The 16,168-nt window shown below is 55.2% G+C and carries 15 protein-coding genes; 9 read left to right on the forward strand and 6 right to left on the reverse strand.

Annotated features, from left to right (window positions below; translation table 11 throughout):
• The first annotated feature begins 3 nt into the window (after positions 1–3).
• Complete coding sequence (locus F7R20_RS03440; protein ID WP_081352435.1) at positions 4–1,542, forward strand: conjugal transfer protein TraG N-terminal domain-containing protein; 1,539 nt, start codon at positions 4–6, stop codon at positions 1,540–1,542.
• Here F7R20_RS03440 and F7R20_RS03445 read toward each other — a convergent pair.
• Positions 1,535–1,945, reverse strand: a complete 411-nt coding sequence (locus tag F7R20_RS03445) for a DUF3742 family protein (RefSeq protein WP_039011236.1) — start codon at positions 1,943–1,945, stop codon at positions 1,535–1,537. The genes F7R20_RS03440 and F7R20_RS03445 overlap by 8 nt on opposite strands.
• A 449-nt stretch (positions 1,946–2,394) precedes the next feature.
• Here F7R20_RS03445 and F7R20_RS03450 point away from each other — a divergent pair, with 449 nt between their 5' ends.
• Together F7R20_RS03450 and F7R20_RS03455 are read left to right on the forward strand one after the other, a co-directional pair.
• Positions 2,395–2,724 carry a hypothetical protein gene (locus F7R20_RS03450; protein WP_081352434.1) on the forward strand — a complete coding sequence of 110 codons (330 nt, stop codon included), beginning with the start codon at positions 2,395–2,397 and terminating at the stop codon, positions 2,722–2,724.
• 130 nt (positions 2,725–2,854) lie between these two features.
• The gene (locus F7R20_RS03455; protein WP_039011233.1) at positions 2,855–3,817 is read left to right on the forward strand and encodes an ArdC family protein; all 963 of its coding nucleotides are present in this window, start codon (positions 2,855–2,857) and stop codon (positions 3,815–3,817) included.
• 134 nt (positions 3,818–3,951) lie between these two features.
• Here the strand turns inward: F7R20_RS03455 and F7R20_RS03460 are convergent, their stop codons facing one another.
• The gene (locus F7R20_RS03460) at positions 3,952–4,146 is read right to left on the reverse strand and encodes a DUF7740 domain-containing protein (RefSeq protein ID WP_026067412.1); all 195 of its coding nucleotides are present in this window, start codon (positions 4,144–4,146) and stop codon (positions 3,952–3,954) included.
• 231 nt (positions 4,147–4,377) lie between these two features.
• On the opposite strand from F7R20_RS03460, the gene mobH reads away from it, so the two are divergent.
• Both mobH and F7R20_RS03470 read left to right on the forward strand, forming a co-directional pair.
• Positions 4,378–6,102, forward strand: coding sequence for a MobH family relaxase (gene mobH, locus F7R20_RS03465; protein ID WP_039011230.1), 1,725 nt, complete (start codon positions 4,378–4,380; stop codon positions 6,100–6,102).
• Between the two features lie 192 nt (positions 6,103–6,294).
• Positions 6,295–6,729, forward strand: coding sequence for a hypothetical protein (locus F7R20_RS03470; RefSeq protein ID WP_151180591.1), 435 nt, complete (start codon positions 6,295–6,297; stop codon positions 6,727–6,729).
• Positions 6,730–8,088: 1,359 nt separating this feature from the next.
• Here the strand turns inward: F7R20_RS03470 and F7R20_RS32250 are convergent.
• On the reverse strand, positions 8,089–8,523 hold the full coding sequence (locus F7R20_RS32250) for a MerR family transcriptional regulator (RefSeq protein ID WP_080766455.1): 435 nt from the start codon (positions 8,521–8,523) through the stop codon (positions 8,089–8,091).
• A gap of 93 nt (positions 8,524–8,616) precedes the next feature.
• On the opposite strand from F7R20_RS32250, the gene F7R20_RS03480 reads away from it, so the two are divergent.
• Positions 8,617–9,579, forward strand: a complete 963-nt coding sequence (locus F7R20_RS03480; protein WP_039011224.1) for an arsenic resistance protein — start codon at positions 8,617–8,619, stop codon at positions 9,577–9,579.
• Positions 9,580–9,617: 38 nt separating this feature from the next.
• Here the strand turns inward: F7R20_RS03480 and tnpC are convergent, their stop codons facing one another.
• The 3 genes from tnpC to tnpA all read right to left on the reverse strand — a co-directional run bounded on the left by tnpC (position 9,618) and on the right by tnpA (position 11,870).
• The gene (gene tnpC, locus F7R20_RS03485; RefSeq protein WP_081352432.1) at positions 9,618–11,144 is read right to left on the reverse strand and encodes an IS66 family transposase; all 1,527 of its coding nucleotides are present in this window, start codon (positions 11,142–11,144) and stop codon (positions 9,618–9,620) included.
• Between the two features lie 61 nt (positions 11,145–11,205).
• The gene (gene tnpB / locus F7R20_RS03490) at positions 11,206–11,541 is read right to left on the reverse strand and encodes an IS66 family insertion sequence element accessory protein TnpB (protein WP_081352431.1); all 336 of its coding nucleotides are present in this window, start codon (positions 11,539–11,541) and stop codon (positions 11,206–11,208) included.
• Positions 11,538–11,870 carry an IS66-like element accessory protein TnpA gene (gene tnpA / locus F7R20_RS03495; RefSeq protein WP_080766454.1) on the reverse strand — a complete coding sequence of 111 codons (333 nt, stop codon included), beginning with the start codon at positions 11,868–11,870 and terminating at the stop codon, positions 11,538–11,540. The genes tnpB and tnpA overlap by 4 nt, the downstream gene beginning before the upstream one ends.
• 282 nt (positions 11,871–12,152) lie before the next feature.
• Between tnpA and F7R20_RS03505 the strand changes: the two genes are divergently transcribed.
• The 3 genes from F7R20_RS03505 to F7R20_RS03515 all read left to right on the forward strand — a co-directional run bounded on the left by F7R20_RS03505 (position 12,153) and on the right by F7R20_RS03515 (position 16,121).
• Positions 12,153–13,295 carry a hypothetical protein gene (locus tag F7R20_RS03505; RefSeq protein WP_081352430.1) on the forward strand — a complete coding sequence of 381 codons (1,143 nt, stop codon included), beginning with the start codon at positions 12,153–12,155 and terminating at the stop codon, positions 13,293–13,295.
• 168 nt (positions 13,296–13,463) lie between these two features.
• Complete coding sequence (locus F7R20_RS03510; RefSeq protein ID WP_081352429.1) at positions 13,464–14,765, forward strand: phosphoribosyltransferase-like protein; 1,302 nt, start codon at positions 13,464–13,466, stop codon at positions 14,763–14,765.
• Positions 14,766–14,954: 189 nt separating this feature from the next.
• Positions 14,955–16,121, forward strand: a complete 1,167-nt coding sequence (locus tag F7R20_RS03515; protein WP_081352428.1) for a reverse transcriptase family protein — start codon at positions 14,955–14,957, stop codon at positions 16,119–16,121.
• Positions 16,122–16,168: the final 47 nt, after the last annotated feature.

The following is a 16,168-nucleotide window of genomic DNA, read 5'->3' on the forward strand; positions in this document are numbered from 1 at the left end:
ACCATGCTCATGAGCACCAACAGCTACCTGGAGTTTTACCTCTCCCTGCTGGCATGGATCATCAACAACGGTATCTGGAACGTCCTGTCCGATACTGGGCTGTTCGCCGCGCCCTTTGGTGCAATCATCTTGCAAGAATGGTTGTCGGCCCGTCAGCAAGGCGCGGATGAAGGCAACAAAGGATTGCTCTCTGTACCGCGGATAGAGAACCGGCTGTGGCTGGCCTACATCGTCGTCTTGTTCGGCTGCGCGCCGGTCTTTCCATTGAGCCTCACGTCAATGACGTTCGATGATGCAGCGAGCCAGCGCTGCGGTATCAGTGTGGCTAAGCCAGCAGAAACCGCCTGGGGGATTACCTTCAATACCATCGGCGAACGCTCCGCCAACGTGCCAATTTGGTGGTTTCTGGTGCACGCCTTGAGCAAAGGGGTGACGGCGGCGGCAACCGCCTCCATTCCCTGCGCACCGGATATCCGGCAGATGCGCATGGAGATCAACAGTTCGCGCATCGATAACCAGGTATTGCTGCAGGAAGTCGCCGACTTCACTCGTGACTGCTACGGCTATTCCCGCTCTCGGCTGTTCACCAATCGTCCGCAGCTGGACAAGGCGCAAAGTCATGATGCGTCCTGGATCGGCTCACGCTATTTTCTCGACACACCGGGCTACTACGACACCGATCGCTCACGGACACCGCGAGTCAGCTGGCCCTACGATGAAGCCCGAGATATTTCCTTGCCACGGTTGGAGAATGGCGCGGGCTACCCCACTTGCAAAGAGTGGTGGAGTGACAACGGTGTCGGGTTGCGCGAGCGCTTGATCGAGCAAGTCGATCCTTCGCTGCTGACTCAGCTAAAAGGTTGGTTGACTGGCCGTTCGAGTAGCGAGATTGAGGACGCCACCCTGCGCGAACTGGTCAGCCCGCGCCAGCAATCGATGTCCATGTCGCCAGGACAGGTGTACCAGGACTACGGCTCCAGCGCTCGTGGTGGGTCGATCAATCAGGGGCTCAATAACCTGGCCACGAATACTGGGCTGGCCCTTGGTTCATTCAGCAACTTCCCGGCAATGAATGCACTACGCGCTGCCCTGCCGATGGTGCAGGCTTTCCTAATCATGGGCGTCATCATCAGTTTGCCGCTAATCCTACTCGTGAGTACCTATCAGCTAAAGACCGTCATGACGGTGACGTTCGCGCTGTTCACGCTGCTCATGCTGACCTTCTGGTGGGAGTTGGCCCGCTGGGTCGACTCCAGCATGCTCGATACCTTGTACAACCAGGTGTCGGCGTCCAATCAGGTGCTGTTGTCGCTGCCCACATCCGGATTTATGGATGGAACCGTCACGGCACAGGTGATTGAGTATGTGATGGGGGCGATGTTCTTGGTTCTGCCAGGTCTATTTCTGGTTGCTATGAGCTGGGCAGGCTACGCAATTGGCAGCAGCCTTGAAGGGATGCTAGGAAGTGCGAGCAAGGCAGCGCATGGCGCGGCAGGCAAAGGCACAGATCAGTTGATGGGAGCTACGAAAAGGATCATCTGACGTCACTACTCGATGATTTGGAATGCCCGATGTAATGGCCGTTGTCGTCGTAATTGCCTAGATAGGAGTTGGCCCCTAAAAAGTCGGGACCTGGATCATTGCCTTCAAGATCCGCGTCAATGGCAGCCTTGGACAACAGGAGACCAATCACAGCAACCATCGTTACGACAGAAGCGACCAACCAGAAACCGATAAAAAGCAACCCAAGGATGAGTGCCAGCTTCGTAACCAGAAAGGTCCCGCGAACCAATAGCCCACCAGCAGGCATACCTGTCGCGACCGCACGTTTAGCCACACGAGATTCAAATCCTTTCAACCTGCGATAAACACGTTTTACCGACATACCGCATGCATATGCCCAGCGGTGTGCGCGGGAGATTTGAAGTGACTGCTGAGCCGGCATGGTTGCGACCTCTTCTGAGCGTGTTCCTGTGGAAATCGAGATTACAGACTACTACTGAAAATCGCCCATGCTTAACCGTTTATCAGCTTGCTGGGGCGAAAAACTCTTCACTGGAAGACAGAAGACGCACCTCGTACAACAGCGCCTCTAGGGCCGTTGACTCATCCAAATCATCCAGCTACAAGAGGATACGGATCGCTGTTATGGACAGCACCTTCCCAGGTAGCCAGAGCCTTCAAAGCTACGTCACTCCGGTGATGGTTCCTCCCAAGTGCGATTAGCGTTCGGTGGCTCGCACGGTCACGCTACACGGTGATGAACGTCTACTGCTCTCCCGAGCGTCTTTCGAGCTCGGCTCGTCCTACCCACTCTTGTTTTTCTTCAACCCACCGCGGGGAATTCTTTCCCCTATGGGACAGGTTTCTTCGCGCTATCAACGGAGGCACACCATGTCCGGCTCACTCACAAGCGAAGCACTGAACACTCTGCGCTTGCCCATTGTGTTCACTCCAGACGCGTGGCAACACGCAGTATTGCTCGATGGTTCAAATCATCCTGAAGAACTGCAGCTCGATAGGCTGAGCAATGTGATACGCGCAGCCTTCACAGCTCACCTGGCCGATCCAAACGCACCCTACGTGGTGTTTGAGGTAGCCAAGTTCGTCTCAGCGAGTGATGCAGATCATGAACCATTGCTGCGACTGAGCCTCAGCCTGCTTCAGGCATCAGACCAACCTAACGCCTTACTGATAGCGCTTGCGGAAGAGCAGCAACGCTGAACGCAAATGGCCATACCCGGCCACCGATCCAACTCAAGCTATACGCAGTCCTGTACCAATCCAATCAACACCCACCGGGGAACCCTCCCCGACGGGCAAGGCGTTCCTCCGGTTTTTCGAGGAACATGCCATGCGCAATATCTACCAAGACGTGACTGACAAGATCGTTACCGCGTTGGACCAAGGCGTAGCGCCCTGGATCAAACCCTGGTCCTCAAGTGGCTCAGCTGACGTCGGTCATCACCAACCCTACCCCATCAACGCCATCACCCAGCGCCCCTATTCGGGCATCAATTTACCGTTGCTCTGGGCCGAGGCCAGGTTGCAGGGGTTCACTCAAGATCGCTGGCTGACCTTCAATCAAGCCAAAAAAGCCGGCGGGCACATTCGTAAGGGTGAGCACAGCACCCTGGCAGTGCTCTACAAGCCGATGGAGCGCGAGGAACAGACCGAATCAGGCCACCCCGTACTAGATGAAAACGGTCAGCCCAAGGTTGCTCATTTCGGCATTCTCAGGACGCATTTTCTGTTCAACATCGAGCAAACGGAGGGGCTCGAAACACTCAACGAAACGGTGCTCGAGACGGAACCGAGCGATCCCTTCTTCCCCAACGGCGCTGCGGAAAATCTGTTGTTACGTTCGGGAGCAAACATCATTCATCGATTTGCCGACGAAGCCTTTTACCACCCGATCAGAGACCTCATCCAACTGCCAACAAAAGCGCAATTTCACGATCAAAGTGAGTACTACGCCACCGCACTTCACGAGCTGACGCACTGGACCGGACACCACTCTCGATTGCAGCGCGAAGGCGTGACCTCTCCGTGTCCATTTGGCTCGCCAGGCTATGCATTTGAAGAGTTGATCGCCGAAATGGGCGCCGCTTTTTTATGTGCCTACGCCGGTATACGGGGAGAGCTTCGGCACGAGGGCTATATCGACTCCTGGCTCGGCCTGCTCAAGGCTGACAACCGCGCGATTTTCCGCGCCAGTGGCCAGGCCCGATGCGCTTCGGAGTATGTGCTCAACCTGGAGCAGCAACAGAAGCAGACGGTAATGGATGACTCGCGATGCATGAACGATGGAGCTTGATCGTCACCTCACCGCTGCACACGCTTCATAGGGTCCAACACGAGTTGGACCCTTTTTCTATGCCCAGAAAAACTCCCACACTGCGGAGCTCTGACGCAAAGAGCATGAAGTAATCCTGTAACCGCAGTGCGCCGTTACGTATCCAGATTCTCCGCCAGGTAATCCACCAGATCGAGTGGACTTCGGCTGTCGATCACCTTGTAGATCAGATCGCGTTTGCTGCGCGGAAGCTTCTTGACCACGCTTTTCGCCGAGGCCCTGACGGCTTCGTCTGTTCCATGGATACGTGCCGCGAGCAGCAGTATGAGCGTGGCGTCAGTGAGGTTCATGGCAAGACCCGATAAAATTCGCACCGCAGTGTACCGACACTTTCCTTTTTCGTACCAGCATGCGCTTCCAACAAAACGGCACCAGGACAAATCGATATTCCGATTGCCGCACAAAGGGAACCGCGTCAAAAGGACCGGTAAGGGTTGGAAGGGAATGGGGAGTCAAGGGTAAGAGCCCTATCCGAAAAGGCTAAAAGGCCACTGACTCTGCCAGTTCCCAGGAGGACCATGATGCTCAGTCTGTTTCGGCACAAAAGGCAAAAGCCTCCTCCGCCACCCACCGTAAACGTCGCCGATGGGTACCTGCCCATCGAATCGTCCCAGAGCTTGTTAGCAGCCGAGCATCGCCGTCAGTTGATCGATCGCATTTGGCAGTACACCGCCCTCTCCCATCCGCAGTTCAGCCAGCTCTATTTAAATCCGATCCATCGCTACGCCGAGTTGGTCCAGCAGCTTCCAGCCAGCGAGACGCACCACCATGCTTATCTGGGCGGCATGCTCGACCATGGGTTGGAGCTGGTCGCTTGTAGTTTGAAATTGCGTCAGTCGTATCTGCTTCCCACCGGCGCCGCACCTGAAGACCAAGCCGCCCAGACCGATGCCTGGTCAGCTGGCATTGCCTATGGAGCATTGCTCCATGACATCGGTAAGATCGCCGTGGACCTGCTGGTCGAACGCCAGGATGGCCGCATCTGGCATCCTTGGCAGGGTTCCCTGGATCAGCCGTATCGTTTCCGCTATTTCAAGGGGCGCGACTACCACTTGCACGGCGCGGCCGCAGGCTTGCTCTACACCCAGATTCTCGACCGCTCAATCCTCGATTGGCTCAGTGGATTTCCATCGCTCTGGGCCAACCTGCTGTATGTCCTAGCAGGTCAGTATGAACGTGCCGGCGTGCTTGGTGAGCTGGTGATGCAGGCAGACCGTGTTTCCACCGCACAGAACATCGGTGGTAACCCGAGCAAGGCTCTGCAAGCGCCGACTCATTCGCTGCAACACCATTTGATCAGTGGACTGCGTCATTTGATTCAGCACGAGCTGAAACTCAACCAGCCGGGTGCCGCGGGATGGCTGACCCAGGACGCACTGTGGCTGGTCAGTAAGACGGTCACAGACAAGCTGCGAGCCTATCTGCTGTCGCAATCGATTGAGGGCATTCCCTCATCCAACCTCGCTGTGTTTGACGAGCTGCAGTCACATGGATTGGTTGAGACCACGCCGGAAGGCAAAGCCATTTGGACCGCGCGTGTGACACAGGGAACCTGGCAGCAGAGCTTCACCTTTCTGCGCCTTCAACCCGCACTGATTTGGGGGAACGAAGACCGGCCTGAGGCTTTCAGTGGAACGGTGAGCATTGCAGTCCATGACCGTTCAACTGACACCCCGGTACCAACACCAACGCCCGAAACAGCCAGTACAAGATCAGACCAAAGTCAACCGCAGCCGGATACTTTGGCACTAGAGGATGCCGATTACCTCGGCACGCTGCTGGACATGTTCGAATTGAAAGAGCCTGAGGCCAAAGACGCACTGTCAGAAAGTGCTGTCGAAACTTCAACGCTTCAGTCGGATAGCCCAGGCCAGGCATTCCTCAGCTGGGTCAAGGAAGGCATTCTGAGCCACAAACTGATCATCAACGACAGCAAGGCCAAAATCCACACAGTGGATGGCAGCGTATTTTTGGTCACGCCTGGTCTCTTCCAACGCTACGCGCAGGAATTTCCAGGCGTTTCGCAGGGTTCAGATCAGGAGATGGAGGAATGGCGTTGGGTGCAAAAACAGTTCGAGAAGCTGAAGGTTCACAGAAAGCGAGATAACGGTCTAAATATCTGGACATGCCAAGTGCAAGGTCCCAGGAAGAAAACGACCTTGAAGGGATATCTGATTGTGGAGCCGACGTCAATTTTAGAATCGATACCGTCAGATAACCCTTTTCTCACGCTTGGTGATGGCTAACGAGGCTAATCAAACTCTTCGCTTTTGTTGTATCGAATCCGCTCCGCAAGTCGAGCTCGAGTGCAGTACGGTCTACCCGGACGGTTACCCCAGCGGCCCCATGGTGACCTACAAATCTGGTAACGAATTCTGAGCCCAGAACATGATCCACTGTGAGACGATCCGCGTTGAACTCATTGACGGGTGAACCCCATGATTGCAGCTCTGAGCCGTACTAATCCGATAGATCGCGAAGATCCACCCAAACGCTTTTTATACCTGTCGTTGGTAGCGATATCACCTTGCCTGGCACTGGGCGCGCTATGGAACCAGGGTGACCTGAACTTGGTGTCTAGCGCGATGACATTGTCCGCCTCTGCAGTCCTTCTGCTCAATTTGGAGAGGATTCAGAACTACCTACGGCCAGAGTGGGCTCGCGAGTACGAAGCTAAGCTGGCTCCCCTGCGAGCACGTTTACTGGAGCAGGATCTGAGTGCCTCGGAGCGCGAGCTTGTCCTGAATCGAATCCAGGATCTCAACGATCGCTACCACTTGGTCACAAGCCCAGCTGTCACCTATCGCTGGATCAAAAGGATGGGCGCTGCCATGGGGAGCATCGCCCAGTTCCTGCGATCAGGCTCGCACTAAGTCCGGATCCATCGTCCCAAATGCTCGCAGCCACCTGATCGGCAACAAAACCAGGTAGCTGCGAACGATCAATCTGGCGGCTGCACGATCTCCTCCAAATCTTCTTCCTAGTCGTCACAGAACGCATCTACCAGCCCCGCCGTGTAAAGTCCGATATCGTACAAACGCTTCTTGATATCGGGATGCGCGTTGCGTATGGCCAGGACGGTACCTGTGATCACCAACCGTCCCAATGATCCCTCAATGCGGTTGACAAGGATAACGCACCCAAGATTCTGAGAGCTCCGCAGCCACAGAGCCCTCGCCAAAGTAGGGAAACCTTCGTTACGATCGAACACGAATGTGACGTCGACGTTGTTTACCGATCGCCCCCCTACGACCGGCTTTGTGCCGAAGGCATCCGACTCAAGCCCTTGTCAGCGTGAACCACCCTTGTACAAAAATGAAGTCCTCTCAACGATCCAGCTTGAGAGCTTGCCCGATCCAGCTCATCTGTGACAAAACCCTTCGATTTTGCTCGAATCCCGCCAGTCGATCAAACTCAACCCCGACATCCTGTGCGACTTCGAAAAGCCTGAGGTGGTTGAAGCACCATCAATGACAGCCTTGCCCCTGGGTGGCTATATGGACGCTCAGCCGGTCAAGATGCTCGACGATGCTTCCAGGCGGCCTTGAAGGCCTGTAACTGCTCCACTGAGAGCGTCGGGTCGAGCGTGCGCCTCGCGGTGGTGGAAGGAGCACAGTAACGCGAGGTCCGTCGGGAGTGATCTCGGCTATCCGACCAAGGCCGGATATGGTGAACCATCACAGGAAGGACGGCGTTCAGCATGCACTTTGTGCGAATGGGCTTCAGCCTACGCCAATGCGACTGGCATTTACCAGATGATCACCAATGCCCAATTGGCGAGCACTAAGCGTTACACGATCTTAGACTGCCCCTCTCACCCCAAAACTTTGGAAGGTTTCTTAGGCCGTCAAGCACCGTTTGGTTAGGGCTCGCCCGAAGGTATGTACCTTCGTAGACATCGACCACAGCTCCTGTATGCCATTCTCCCTCGTGATGATAACGAACCTTGATGAAATACCGGATGCGATCAGCTGGGCGACAAGTCCTCTTGGTACGACGAAATTGTCCCCCGCCCCCTCCTTACGAACCCTGACGTACTCAATGTGCTACTCGTCTTTATCGAGGCGGAATACCATTGATAAAATACTGTTTTGGCATTTTCAACGTAAGCGTCTGCCGAACACATCTTGCACCAGCCCGTTTGGTGTAGACGGACGCTCGAAACATCCTGTCGAGACTATCGCGCTATTCGGTTTCGACGGCAGCTTGCTCCCCCTATGCTCTTGACTCGTCTAGGAGCAGCAACCAGAGCGAGCCCCAGCAGCGGGTTCGAACAGTGACTCAACAATCGTACAGTCTGGAGTGTTCGAGCCTAGGCATGTTGACTCACACGTGCCTGCCATTGAGAGCAGCTCTATCCGGATCTGCTGGAGCTTAGCTACCTTAGATTCCACTTCTGCCAAGTGCTTCTTGACCACCGACAACGCATCAGCACACAGACGATCAGCATCTGCCGCGAGCGCAATGAGTTCGCGGATATCGTCGAGCGGAAAGCCCAGTTCACGATTCTGCCTGATGAAGATGAGTCGTGACCGATGCTTTTCGGTATAGATTCGATGCCGCCCTGTCGACCGTAGGGCCGGAGGGAGAAGGCCTATTTTCTCGTAGTAGCGAATCGTTTCAATGTGGCAACCCGTTGATTTCGACAGCGCTCCGATTCCTGACATCCAAACTCCCCAAGCATTTTCTTGAACCTGTAGTAGCTACAGATATTAACCTGCTCAATCGAAAAATGATTTCACGCGTTTTAAGGGCATTCCGTGGACAGAGAGCAGCTAGAGAAGAACCAGATTCCCGTTTACTTCGTCGCGGTCATTGTCGCGGCTATCGGAGGCCTGCTCGCACCTGATGCCTCTCAAGCGTTAGGTGCGTTGGTGACACCAGCCATTGCTGTGCTGATGTACGCCATGTTTCTACAGATCCCATTCCTGGATCTCCGCAAAGGGCTTGCAAACAAGCGTTTCATGACCGCGCTGCTGACCGCTAATTTCGTCGCCATCCCCCTGTTGGTTTGGGCGTTGACGATGGGCCTAGCCGACCACCCGGCGATATTGGTGGGCGCACTATTGGTCTTGCTGACGCCTTGTATCGATTATGTTGTGGTGTTTACCCATATCGGTAAGGGCGACTCCAAACTGACTCTGGCGGCAACGCCATTACTACTCGTGCTTCAGCTTGTGCTACTACCCCTCTATCTAGCCTTCATGGTGAGTGATGACTCGGCGGTGGTTATATCGGTCGGCCCATTTGTTGAGGCCTTCGTAGTGCTGATCGCTTTACCCTTGGTCTTGGCAGTAGCAACAGCTGCCGGGGCAAAGGGGTCACGCGTCGTTGAGGGCTGGAACAATGTATGGGCTTGGATGCCTGTGCCAGCTATGGCGGCTGTATTGGTCGTAGTGATCGGCTCTCAGATTTCAACGGTGGTCAGAGACATGGACAAGCTGCTGCCTGTTATTCCCGTCTACATTGGTTTCATGCTCTTGGCACCCGTGGTGGGTGCGCTGGTGGCTCGGGCGTTTAAGTTACCGGCTAGCACGGCAAGATCAGTCGCTTTCAGCAGCTCGACACGAAACTCATTGGTAGTTCTACCATTGGCATTGGCCTTGCCCGAGGAAATCAGAGGGCTCGCTGCGGCAGCAGTCATTACTCAAACTCTGATTGAGTTGGTCAGCGAACTAATTTACATCCGAGCAATTCCTGCTTTGGTGTGGCGCAAAATGTAGATGCCAGGGAAGACATAAGCACAAAACACCCTGCGCGATTAAACAGGTGCCCACCTGTGCGGCAGCAGCTTATTAAGCTCACTCGCGCGCTGCGTCGGCAGGCGCGTGAGAACATCCTTCAGATAGGCGTACGGATCATGGCCATTCAGCCGCGCTGACTGGATCAAGCTCATGATCGCCGCAGCCCGTTTTCCGCTGCGTAGCGACCCGGCGAAGAGCCAGTTCTTGCGCCCAAGAGCCCATGGCCGGATCTGGTTCTCCGCCCAATTATTATCAATGGGAACCGCCCCGTCATCGAGGTAGCGCGACAGCGCTGCCCAGCGTTTAAGGCTGTAATCGAATGCTCTGCTGATGGCCGAACCTTCGGGCACAAGATCACGCTGCGCATTCATCCAGGCATGCAGCCTATCCATCACCGGTACCGCTTTTTCTTGCCGTATTCGGCGCCGTAAATCCGGCTCCACGTCTCTGACTTCTCTTTCGATTTCGTACAACAACTGGATATAGCGCAGGGCTTGCTCGGCGAGCGTGCTTTTATTCGTAGCGTGCAGTTCAAAGAACTTGCGCCGTGCATGGGCCATGCAGCCGATCTCGGTCACGCCGAGTTCAAAGTTGGCCTTGTAGCCGCCAAAATCGTCGCAGACCAACTTGCCATTCCAGTCCTGAAGGAAGTCGCGAGCATGCTCTCCGGCGCGACTGGGGCTGAAGTCATAAACCACCGCTGCCACATCCGAGAACTGGCTGGTAGCGTAGGCCCACACATAGGAGCGGTGGGTTTTCTTTGTTCCCGGCATGAGCATCTGCACCGGTGTTTCATCTGCGTGGATGATTGGTTGCCCAAGCACTACTTCGCGCAGCGCATCGACCAGCGGCTGCAACTGAACTCCGGTCACGCCAACCCATTGAGCCAAGGTTGAACGTGGAATCGCCAAGCCCGCTCGACCGAAGATTGACTCCTGACGGTAAAGCGGCAGATGGTCAGCAAACTTGGCGATCATGACGTGTGCGAGCAGGCCCGAAGTCGGGATGCCTTTATCAATGATCTGCGCCGGAACCGGTGCCTGGATCAGCGTTTCGCAGTTATCGCAGACCCACTTGCCACGGACATGGCGTTCGACGGTGAACACGCCGGGCGTGTAGTCCAGCTTCTCGCTGACGTCCTCACCGATGCGCTTGAGGGCGCAACCGCATGGGCAGTGAGTGTTGTCCGGTTCGTAATGGATCAACGTTCGCGGAAATTCTGCCGGCAATGCCGTGCGCTTGAGCTTTTGCTTTTCCTCGGTCGCCGTTGGTGCTATTTGCAACGCCTGAAGCTCGGCCTCAATCGCCGCGATATCAGTATCGATCAGGTCATCTAGCAGGCTGGCCTGTTCAGGATTCATCTGCTCGCTGCGCTTGGCAAACTTCAAACGCTTGAGCTGGGCGATCTCATGGGTCAGTTTCTCAATGACTGTTTGGTCACGGTTGATTTTCTTGCCCATAGTGTCGACTTGCGAGAGCAACTGCGCTGCGAGGACGCGCAGTTGATTGGGAGACAGTTGGTCGAGATTGGGCGAAGAAGTCATACGCCGGACTTTGCCAGAGCAGGCGTTTCGCGACGATAGACCGATAGGCTAATGGCAGCCGTTAAAGCAGTGTGATCGAGCCTCTAGAACCTGCGCGTTGCCATGGCAGCCCCAGCACCAACGCTTGAAGTTGCTCGGCATCCAGTTCCATCTCAGAACCATGGCGGATGCCAGGCCAGTGGAACTTGCCTTGGTTTAACCGGCGCGCCGCCAGCCATATTCCGAAGCCGTCATGCACCAGCACTTTCATGCGATTGGCGCGGCGGTTGGCGAACAGATAAGCGCTGTGCGGCTGCGCCGCACCGAACACCGCGATCACCTTGGCTAGCGCCGTTTCGGTGCCTGCGCGCATGTCCATCGGTTCGGTGGCGAGCCAGATGGAGTCGATGTGAATCATCGCAGAATATCTCGAAGAAAAGTCGCGCAGGCGGCAGCACTTTCAACGGGCCAGTCCACTTTGATGATGGCGCGCGGGTGCTGTATTTCAACGCAGATATTCGATGATGCTGGATGGGAGTTCGCCCCCGCCAGCGGCATGGCTAACGGAATAAATGCAGGTGGGTGCGCCGGGATTTTCTGCGTTTGCAGCCGAATCCATTTGTGGACGAGGTTTGCGTTGAGGCTATGGCCGAGCGCGACGCTGGCAATCGAAGCGCCTGGTTGGGCGCACTCTTGAATGATCTGGGCTTTGAAGGATTTGGAATAGGAACGGCGTGTTGGCTGCATGATATACCCGCTTGAGAGCTAGAATTGGTGTCCACTTAATTTAAGTGCACACCATGTCTTCGCTTTGCAGGGCTGGGTAGATGACTTGGCCGGACGGTTACTTTTCAACTATCCCTATGTTGATCCATTGCTGGCATATGCCCTGGCAGGGTGCGCCGCATCTTTCAAACGCACTGTTACCATCCGTGAGTTAAGCCCCCCAGGCCACCATGGCGCGGCCTCAGTGCTTAAGACAAAATCCTAGGTGATACGATAAAGTCAGAATGGATAAAGCGAGGGAATATGGGACGCAGATGGCTTAAACAGGAGCGCCGGACGAAAGAGGAGCTATTCGATGGCTTGGTGCGCAACGCATTAGGCTTCGTGCACACGTCGATTGACCACCTCCAGAAAAAGCCAAAAAACGCCATCGTTGATCTCTATACGGCGATCGAACTGTTTTTGAAAGCCAGGCTGATGGCCGAGCACTGGACGCTGATGCTTGCGAAACCAGAGACTGGCGATCTTCAAAACCTGGCAGTGGGAGATTTTCTCTCGGTTTATCTGGATGACGCCCTAAAACGAATAGGCTCTATCCTCGGCGATGAGATCGAAACACCAGCGGCCGAGAACTTCAAAGCGCTTGGCGAGCATCGCAATCAGATCGTCCACTTCGCACACTCAGGCATGGACGATTTGGGCGCCACACAGGCCGGCGTAATCGTCGAGGCATGGGCATCATGGCATTACCTTTACGGGCTTTTGACTGGGCCATGGAAAGCGGTTTTCGAGCCGTACTCTGCAGAATTGCATGTGCTCAATCAGCGCATAATGCGACAGGGCGAATTCATCAAAGCCCGGTTTGAAATTTTACAGCCTCAGATCGAAATCCAGAAAAAGAAAGGCAAAGAGATTATGGCTTGCGGTCGTTGCAAAATGACTGCGGCAATCGTCGGGGAGAACCATCAATGGGGCATTGATTACTCCTGCATGGTCTGCGGGGTCGATGATACTGCGCTCGTGAGCTGTGATGCCGAGCTACCTTGCCCTGGATGTGGTACCCCGTTTAAGTTTTTCCAGGGTGATGTTCACAACTGCCCGCACTGCGCCCACCCCATCGACACTGGCGTCCTAATTGACCTGTGCTCGCAGCATTTTTCAGCTGGGGACAGCTGGTGCGAGGACGATACTGTACACATCGCATCCTGTCACAAGTGCGAGCACCCTCATCCCTCGGTGTTCTTCATCGACGGGATGTGGGGTTGTGTGGCCTGCTACGACAGAGGCTGGGGTGCAGTCACGTGCGAGAGATGTGGTGAGTTTGTGACAGGGGATATGGAAAGAATCCAGTATTTTGCATGTCACAAGTGCGAAGATCAGGTGAGGGAACAGATTCGCGAGCTAGTCGAACGTGCGGATGCCCAATCCCCAGCTAAGAGCGGTTGAACCGTGGTAAGGGAAACTACCATATTTTCGGAATCGTTGAAGTCTTCACAGGCTCTCGAGCAGGTATCGAGCCCAAAAGGATTAGCATAAGTACTTACTCGATCAAACAACCTGTGACAGCACGCACACCAGTGCAGACCACGCCGGCTGATAGGATCACATTGAACAATGAACACGCCGCTCGCCATAGCCAGTGATGCCCGCGCCCGCGCCTGGCTGGAGCAGTTCAATCTTGGTGATCGCTCGCGCGCCCAGAAACTGCTGGAGGCGCTTGCCTTCGTATCACGCGATGATTTCCTCGATCAAATGCGGGCCATGCTTCTGCGAGAAGCAGAAGCAACACAGGGCACCGTTGCTCTGTATGCCGAGCGCGAGCTTAGACATCGCTTGGGTAAGCCGAACCGTTTGTTCAAGGAAACCCGACGCACCATTAAGCGGGCCACCGGCGCGAAGGGGCCTGACGCGGTGAAGCCAACGAAAGCCTATGACCCCTCTGTTGGCAGCGAAGGCATAGTCGCGCAGATGATTTCTCAGCTATGCCAGGAGTATCCAACAAAATTCCTAAACCACCCCGGCCCGGAACAAATACGCCGAAAACGTGCACGGGCTTTCTGGGTCGTTACGGATCTGATTGGAAGCGGTGATCGCGCATCCAGCTATCTTGAAGCGGCGTGGCTTGTGAGATCCGTCCGCAGCTGGTGGTCAGGAAAACTCATGAGGTTTGCAGTCATGGCGTATTCCGCTACTGAATCCGGTGAGCGCTCGGTAGCCAGACATCCGTCAAGACCGGCGATACATGTTGTTCTGCCCTGCCCCACCATCGACACCTGTTTTTCCCTTAAAGAAGCCGAGCAGATGAAAACGCTCTGCACCACTTATGATCCCACTGATGGAGAGCCAGGCCACGGCCCTTGGTTTTGGAGCGGCCCAAGCCTTGGCTACGGCAACACTGGAGCTCTGCTTGTGTTCGCACACGGTGCGCCAAACAACGTACCGCTCATGTTTCACAAAGCCTCAAAAGACAAGAAAAAAACCTGGACGCCTTTATTCCCTGCTCGGGTTTCAGCCGGCATCAGCAAGGAAGTGTTCGGGATTGACTTGACGGCCGAGAGCATCAGCGCTCGCTTGGCTAACCTCGGTGATAAGAGCCTGGCCAAGTCGAAGGCGATCTTGAAATCAGACATAGGCACAGGACAGGCTTTTCTGGTGCTGAGTGCGCTGTTGCAGCGTTCCCGCTTAAACGACCGGGCACTCGCCACTCGAACCGGCCTGAAAACGTATGAGCTGACGAATCTTCTCCGAAAAATGACTCAATATGGCTGGATCGACTCACAACGCAGACTGACCGACCAAGGTTATGGTCAGCTCGCGCACGCGAGAAAACAGGAGCATCTTGCTAAAAAAACCACACCTGTTGGCAATCCGATACCAGAACCGTACTATCCCTCCTCGTTGAGGCATCCAATCTAGATTCTAGCTCCGGCGTACGTTCCTAGAATGTTGCTGCCATGATGGGTTGGATTCTCAACTCATCACCGGGCGCAGATTACTGCAGCCCTATGTCTTAGCTCCTGCTTACGGTTAAGCGCTCACGCCACAGCCTAGTGGCGTAGCCTTCTGCCCGCGGCGCGAGCACTCACCCTGCGGGTGTCAAAGTAGATGAAGGATTGGACGCCTCAACACTACCGCCGAGCCCAAGGCGCAAGTACCGTTGCCCCCCCGGTGATGGACGCTGCGATCGCGACCTCTCAGAAGACGGTCGCCGTTCACCCATCGCTGCCCCCAATATTGACCCTCAAGCACCTCGCCCACCTTACCCAAGTGCCTTATAAGCACCTGCGAAATTACGTCACTCGCGAAGTTGAGTCCTACAAGGTTTTTCGCGTTAGAAAGCGCGGGCGACTGGGCCAGCCCACTTCATTCCGTGTGATTTGCGTTCCACCTCCAAGCCTGTCGGTAGCCCAACAGTGGATCGCGCAACACGTATTGGCTAAAGCCAAGCCTCATGCGGCCAGCACAGCCTTTGCACCGAACTGCCGGCTAATTGACGCGGCTTCGCCTCACTGCGCGAGTCGTTGGCTGATCAAGGTCGATGTGCAACGCTTTTTCGAGTCGATCTCGGAAATTGATTGTTACCGGGTCTTCCGCAGCCTCGGCTACCAGCCCTTGGTATCCTTTGAACTGTCACGCCTCTGCACCCGTACCGGTAACTTCAGTCGTATGCGCCGCACGATCAAATGGCGCCGAAAAGTCTCCTTGTCCAAGTCAAAGATTCCCAACTACGCATCACGCGACACTGGTCATCTGCCACAAGGCGCGGCAACGAGTCCCATGCTCGCAAACCTTGCGATGAGAGAAGCCGACATTTTGCTGACCGAGCTAGCCGAGCGGCTTGGGCTGACCTATACCCGCTACGCGGATGACCTGACCCTCTCTACAACCGACATTGCATTCGATCGGGAGCAGGCTCGTCGGACAGTAAATGAGGTCTACAGGATCCTCCAGCGATTTGGGCTCAACCCGAATCTCGCCAAGACTACGATTGCCTCACCACGGAGTCGAAAAATCGTCCTGGGGCTACAAGTGCATCGGGAAACACCGAGGCTAACCCGCGAATTCAGAATGAAAATCCGGATGCACCTACATTACTTGGAGCGCGAGGACGTCGGGCCTTTGAAACATGCAGAGCGTCGCGGCTTTTCAGCAATTGCTGGCATGCGCAATCATCTGATGGGGCTCGCTGCCTACGCCATCCAGATCGAGCCTGACTACGGCAGAGAGATAAAAGCAAGGCTGGAAGCTGTGGAGTGGCCAATACTGTACTGACATTGCAGTAGAGCCGAATGAATTAAGCGCATTGCTAGAATCAAACA

The organism is Pseudomonas brassicacearum subsp. brassicacearum, assembly GCF_008801605.1.
In the GTDB taxonomy this organism is placed as follows: Bacteria; Pseudomonadota; Gammaproteobacteria; order Pseudomonadales; family Pseudomonadaceae; genus Aquipseudomonas; species Aquipseudomonas brassicacearum.

Bases quoted from the DNA above. Each gene is read 5' to 3' on its own strand.
- F7R20_RS03470 (WP_151180591.1), top strand. From the start codon at position 6,295: ATGATTGCAGCTCTGAGCCGTACTAATCCGATAGATCGCGAAGATCCA.
- tnpB (WP_081352431.1), bottom strand. From the start codon at position 11,541: ATGATTCACATCGACTCCATCTGGCTCGCCACCGAACCGATGGACATG.
- F7R20_RS03455 (WP_039011233.1), top strand. From the start codon at position 2,855: ATGCGCAATATCTACCAAGACGTGACTGACAAGATCGTTACCGCGTTG.
- F7R20_RS03450 (WP_081352434.1), top strand. From the start codon at position 2,395: ATGTCCGGCTCACTCACAAGCGAAGCACTGAACACTCTGCGCTTGCCC.
- F7R20_RS03515 (WP_081352428.1), top strand. From the start codon at position 14,955: ATGAAGGATTGGACGCCTCAACACTACCGCCGAGCCCAAGGCGCAAGT.
- F7R20_RS03510 (WP_081352429.1), top strand. From the start codon at position 13,464: ATGAACACGCCGCTCGCCATAGCCAGTGATGCCCGCGCCCGCGCCTGG.
- tnpA (WP_080766454.1), bottom strand. From the start codon at position 11,870: ATGCAGCCAACACGCCGTTCCTATTCCAAATCCTTCAAAGCCCAGATC.
- F7R20_RS03505 (WP_081352430.1), top strand. From the start codon at position 12,153: ATGGGACGCAGATGGCTTAAACAGGAGCGCCGGACGAAAGAGGAGCTA.
- F7R20_RS03440 (WP_081352435.1), top strand. From the start codon at position 4: ATGCTCATGAGCACCAACAGCTACCTGGAGTTTTACCTCTCCCTGCTG.
- F7R20_RS03445 (WP_039011236.1), bottom strand. From the start codon at position 1,945: ATGCCGGCTCAGCAGTCACTTCAAATCTCCCGCGCACACCGCTGGGCA.
- F7R20_RS32250 (WP_080766455.1), bottom strand. From the start codon at position 8,523: ATGTCAGGAATCGGAGCGCTGTCGAAATCAACGGGTTGCCACATTGAA.
- mobH (WP_039011230.1), top strand. From the start codon at position 4,378: ATGCTCAGTCTGTTTCGGCACAAAAGGCAAAAGCCTCCTCCGCCACCC.
- tnpC (WP_081352432.1), bottom strand. From the start codon at position 11,144: ATGACTTCTTCGCCCAATCTCGACCAACTGTCTCCCAATCAACTGCGC.
- F7R20_RS03460 (WP_026067412.1), bottom strand. From the start codon at position 4,146: ATGAACCTCACTGACGCCACGCTCATACTGCTGCTCGCGGCACGTATC.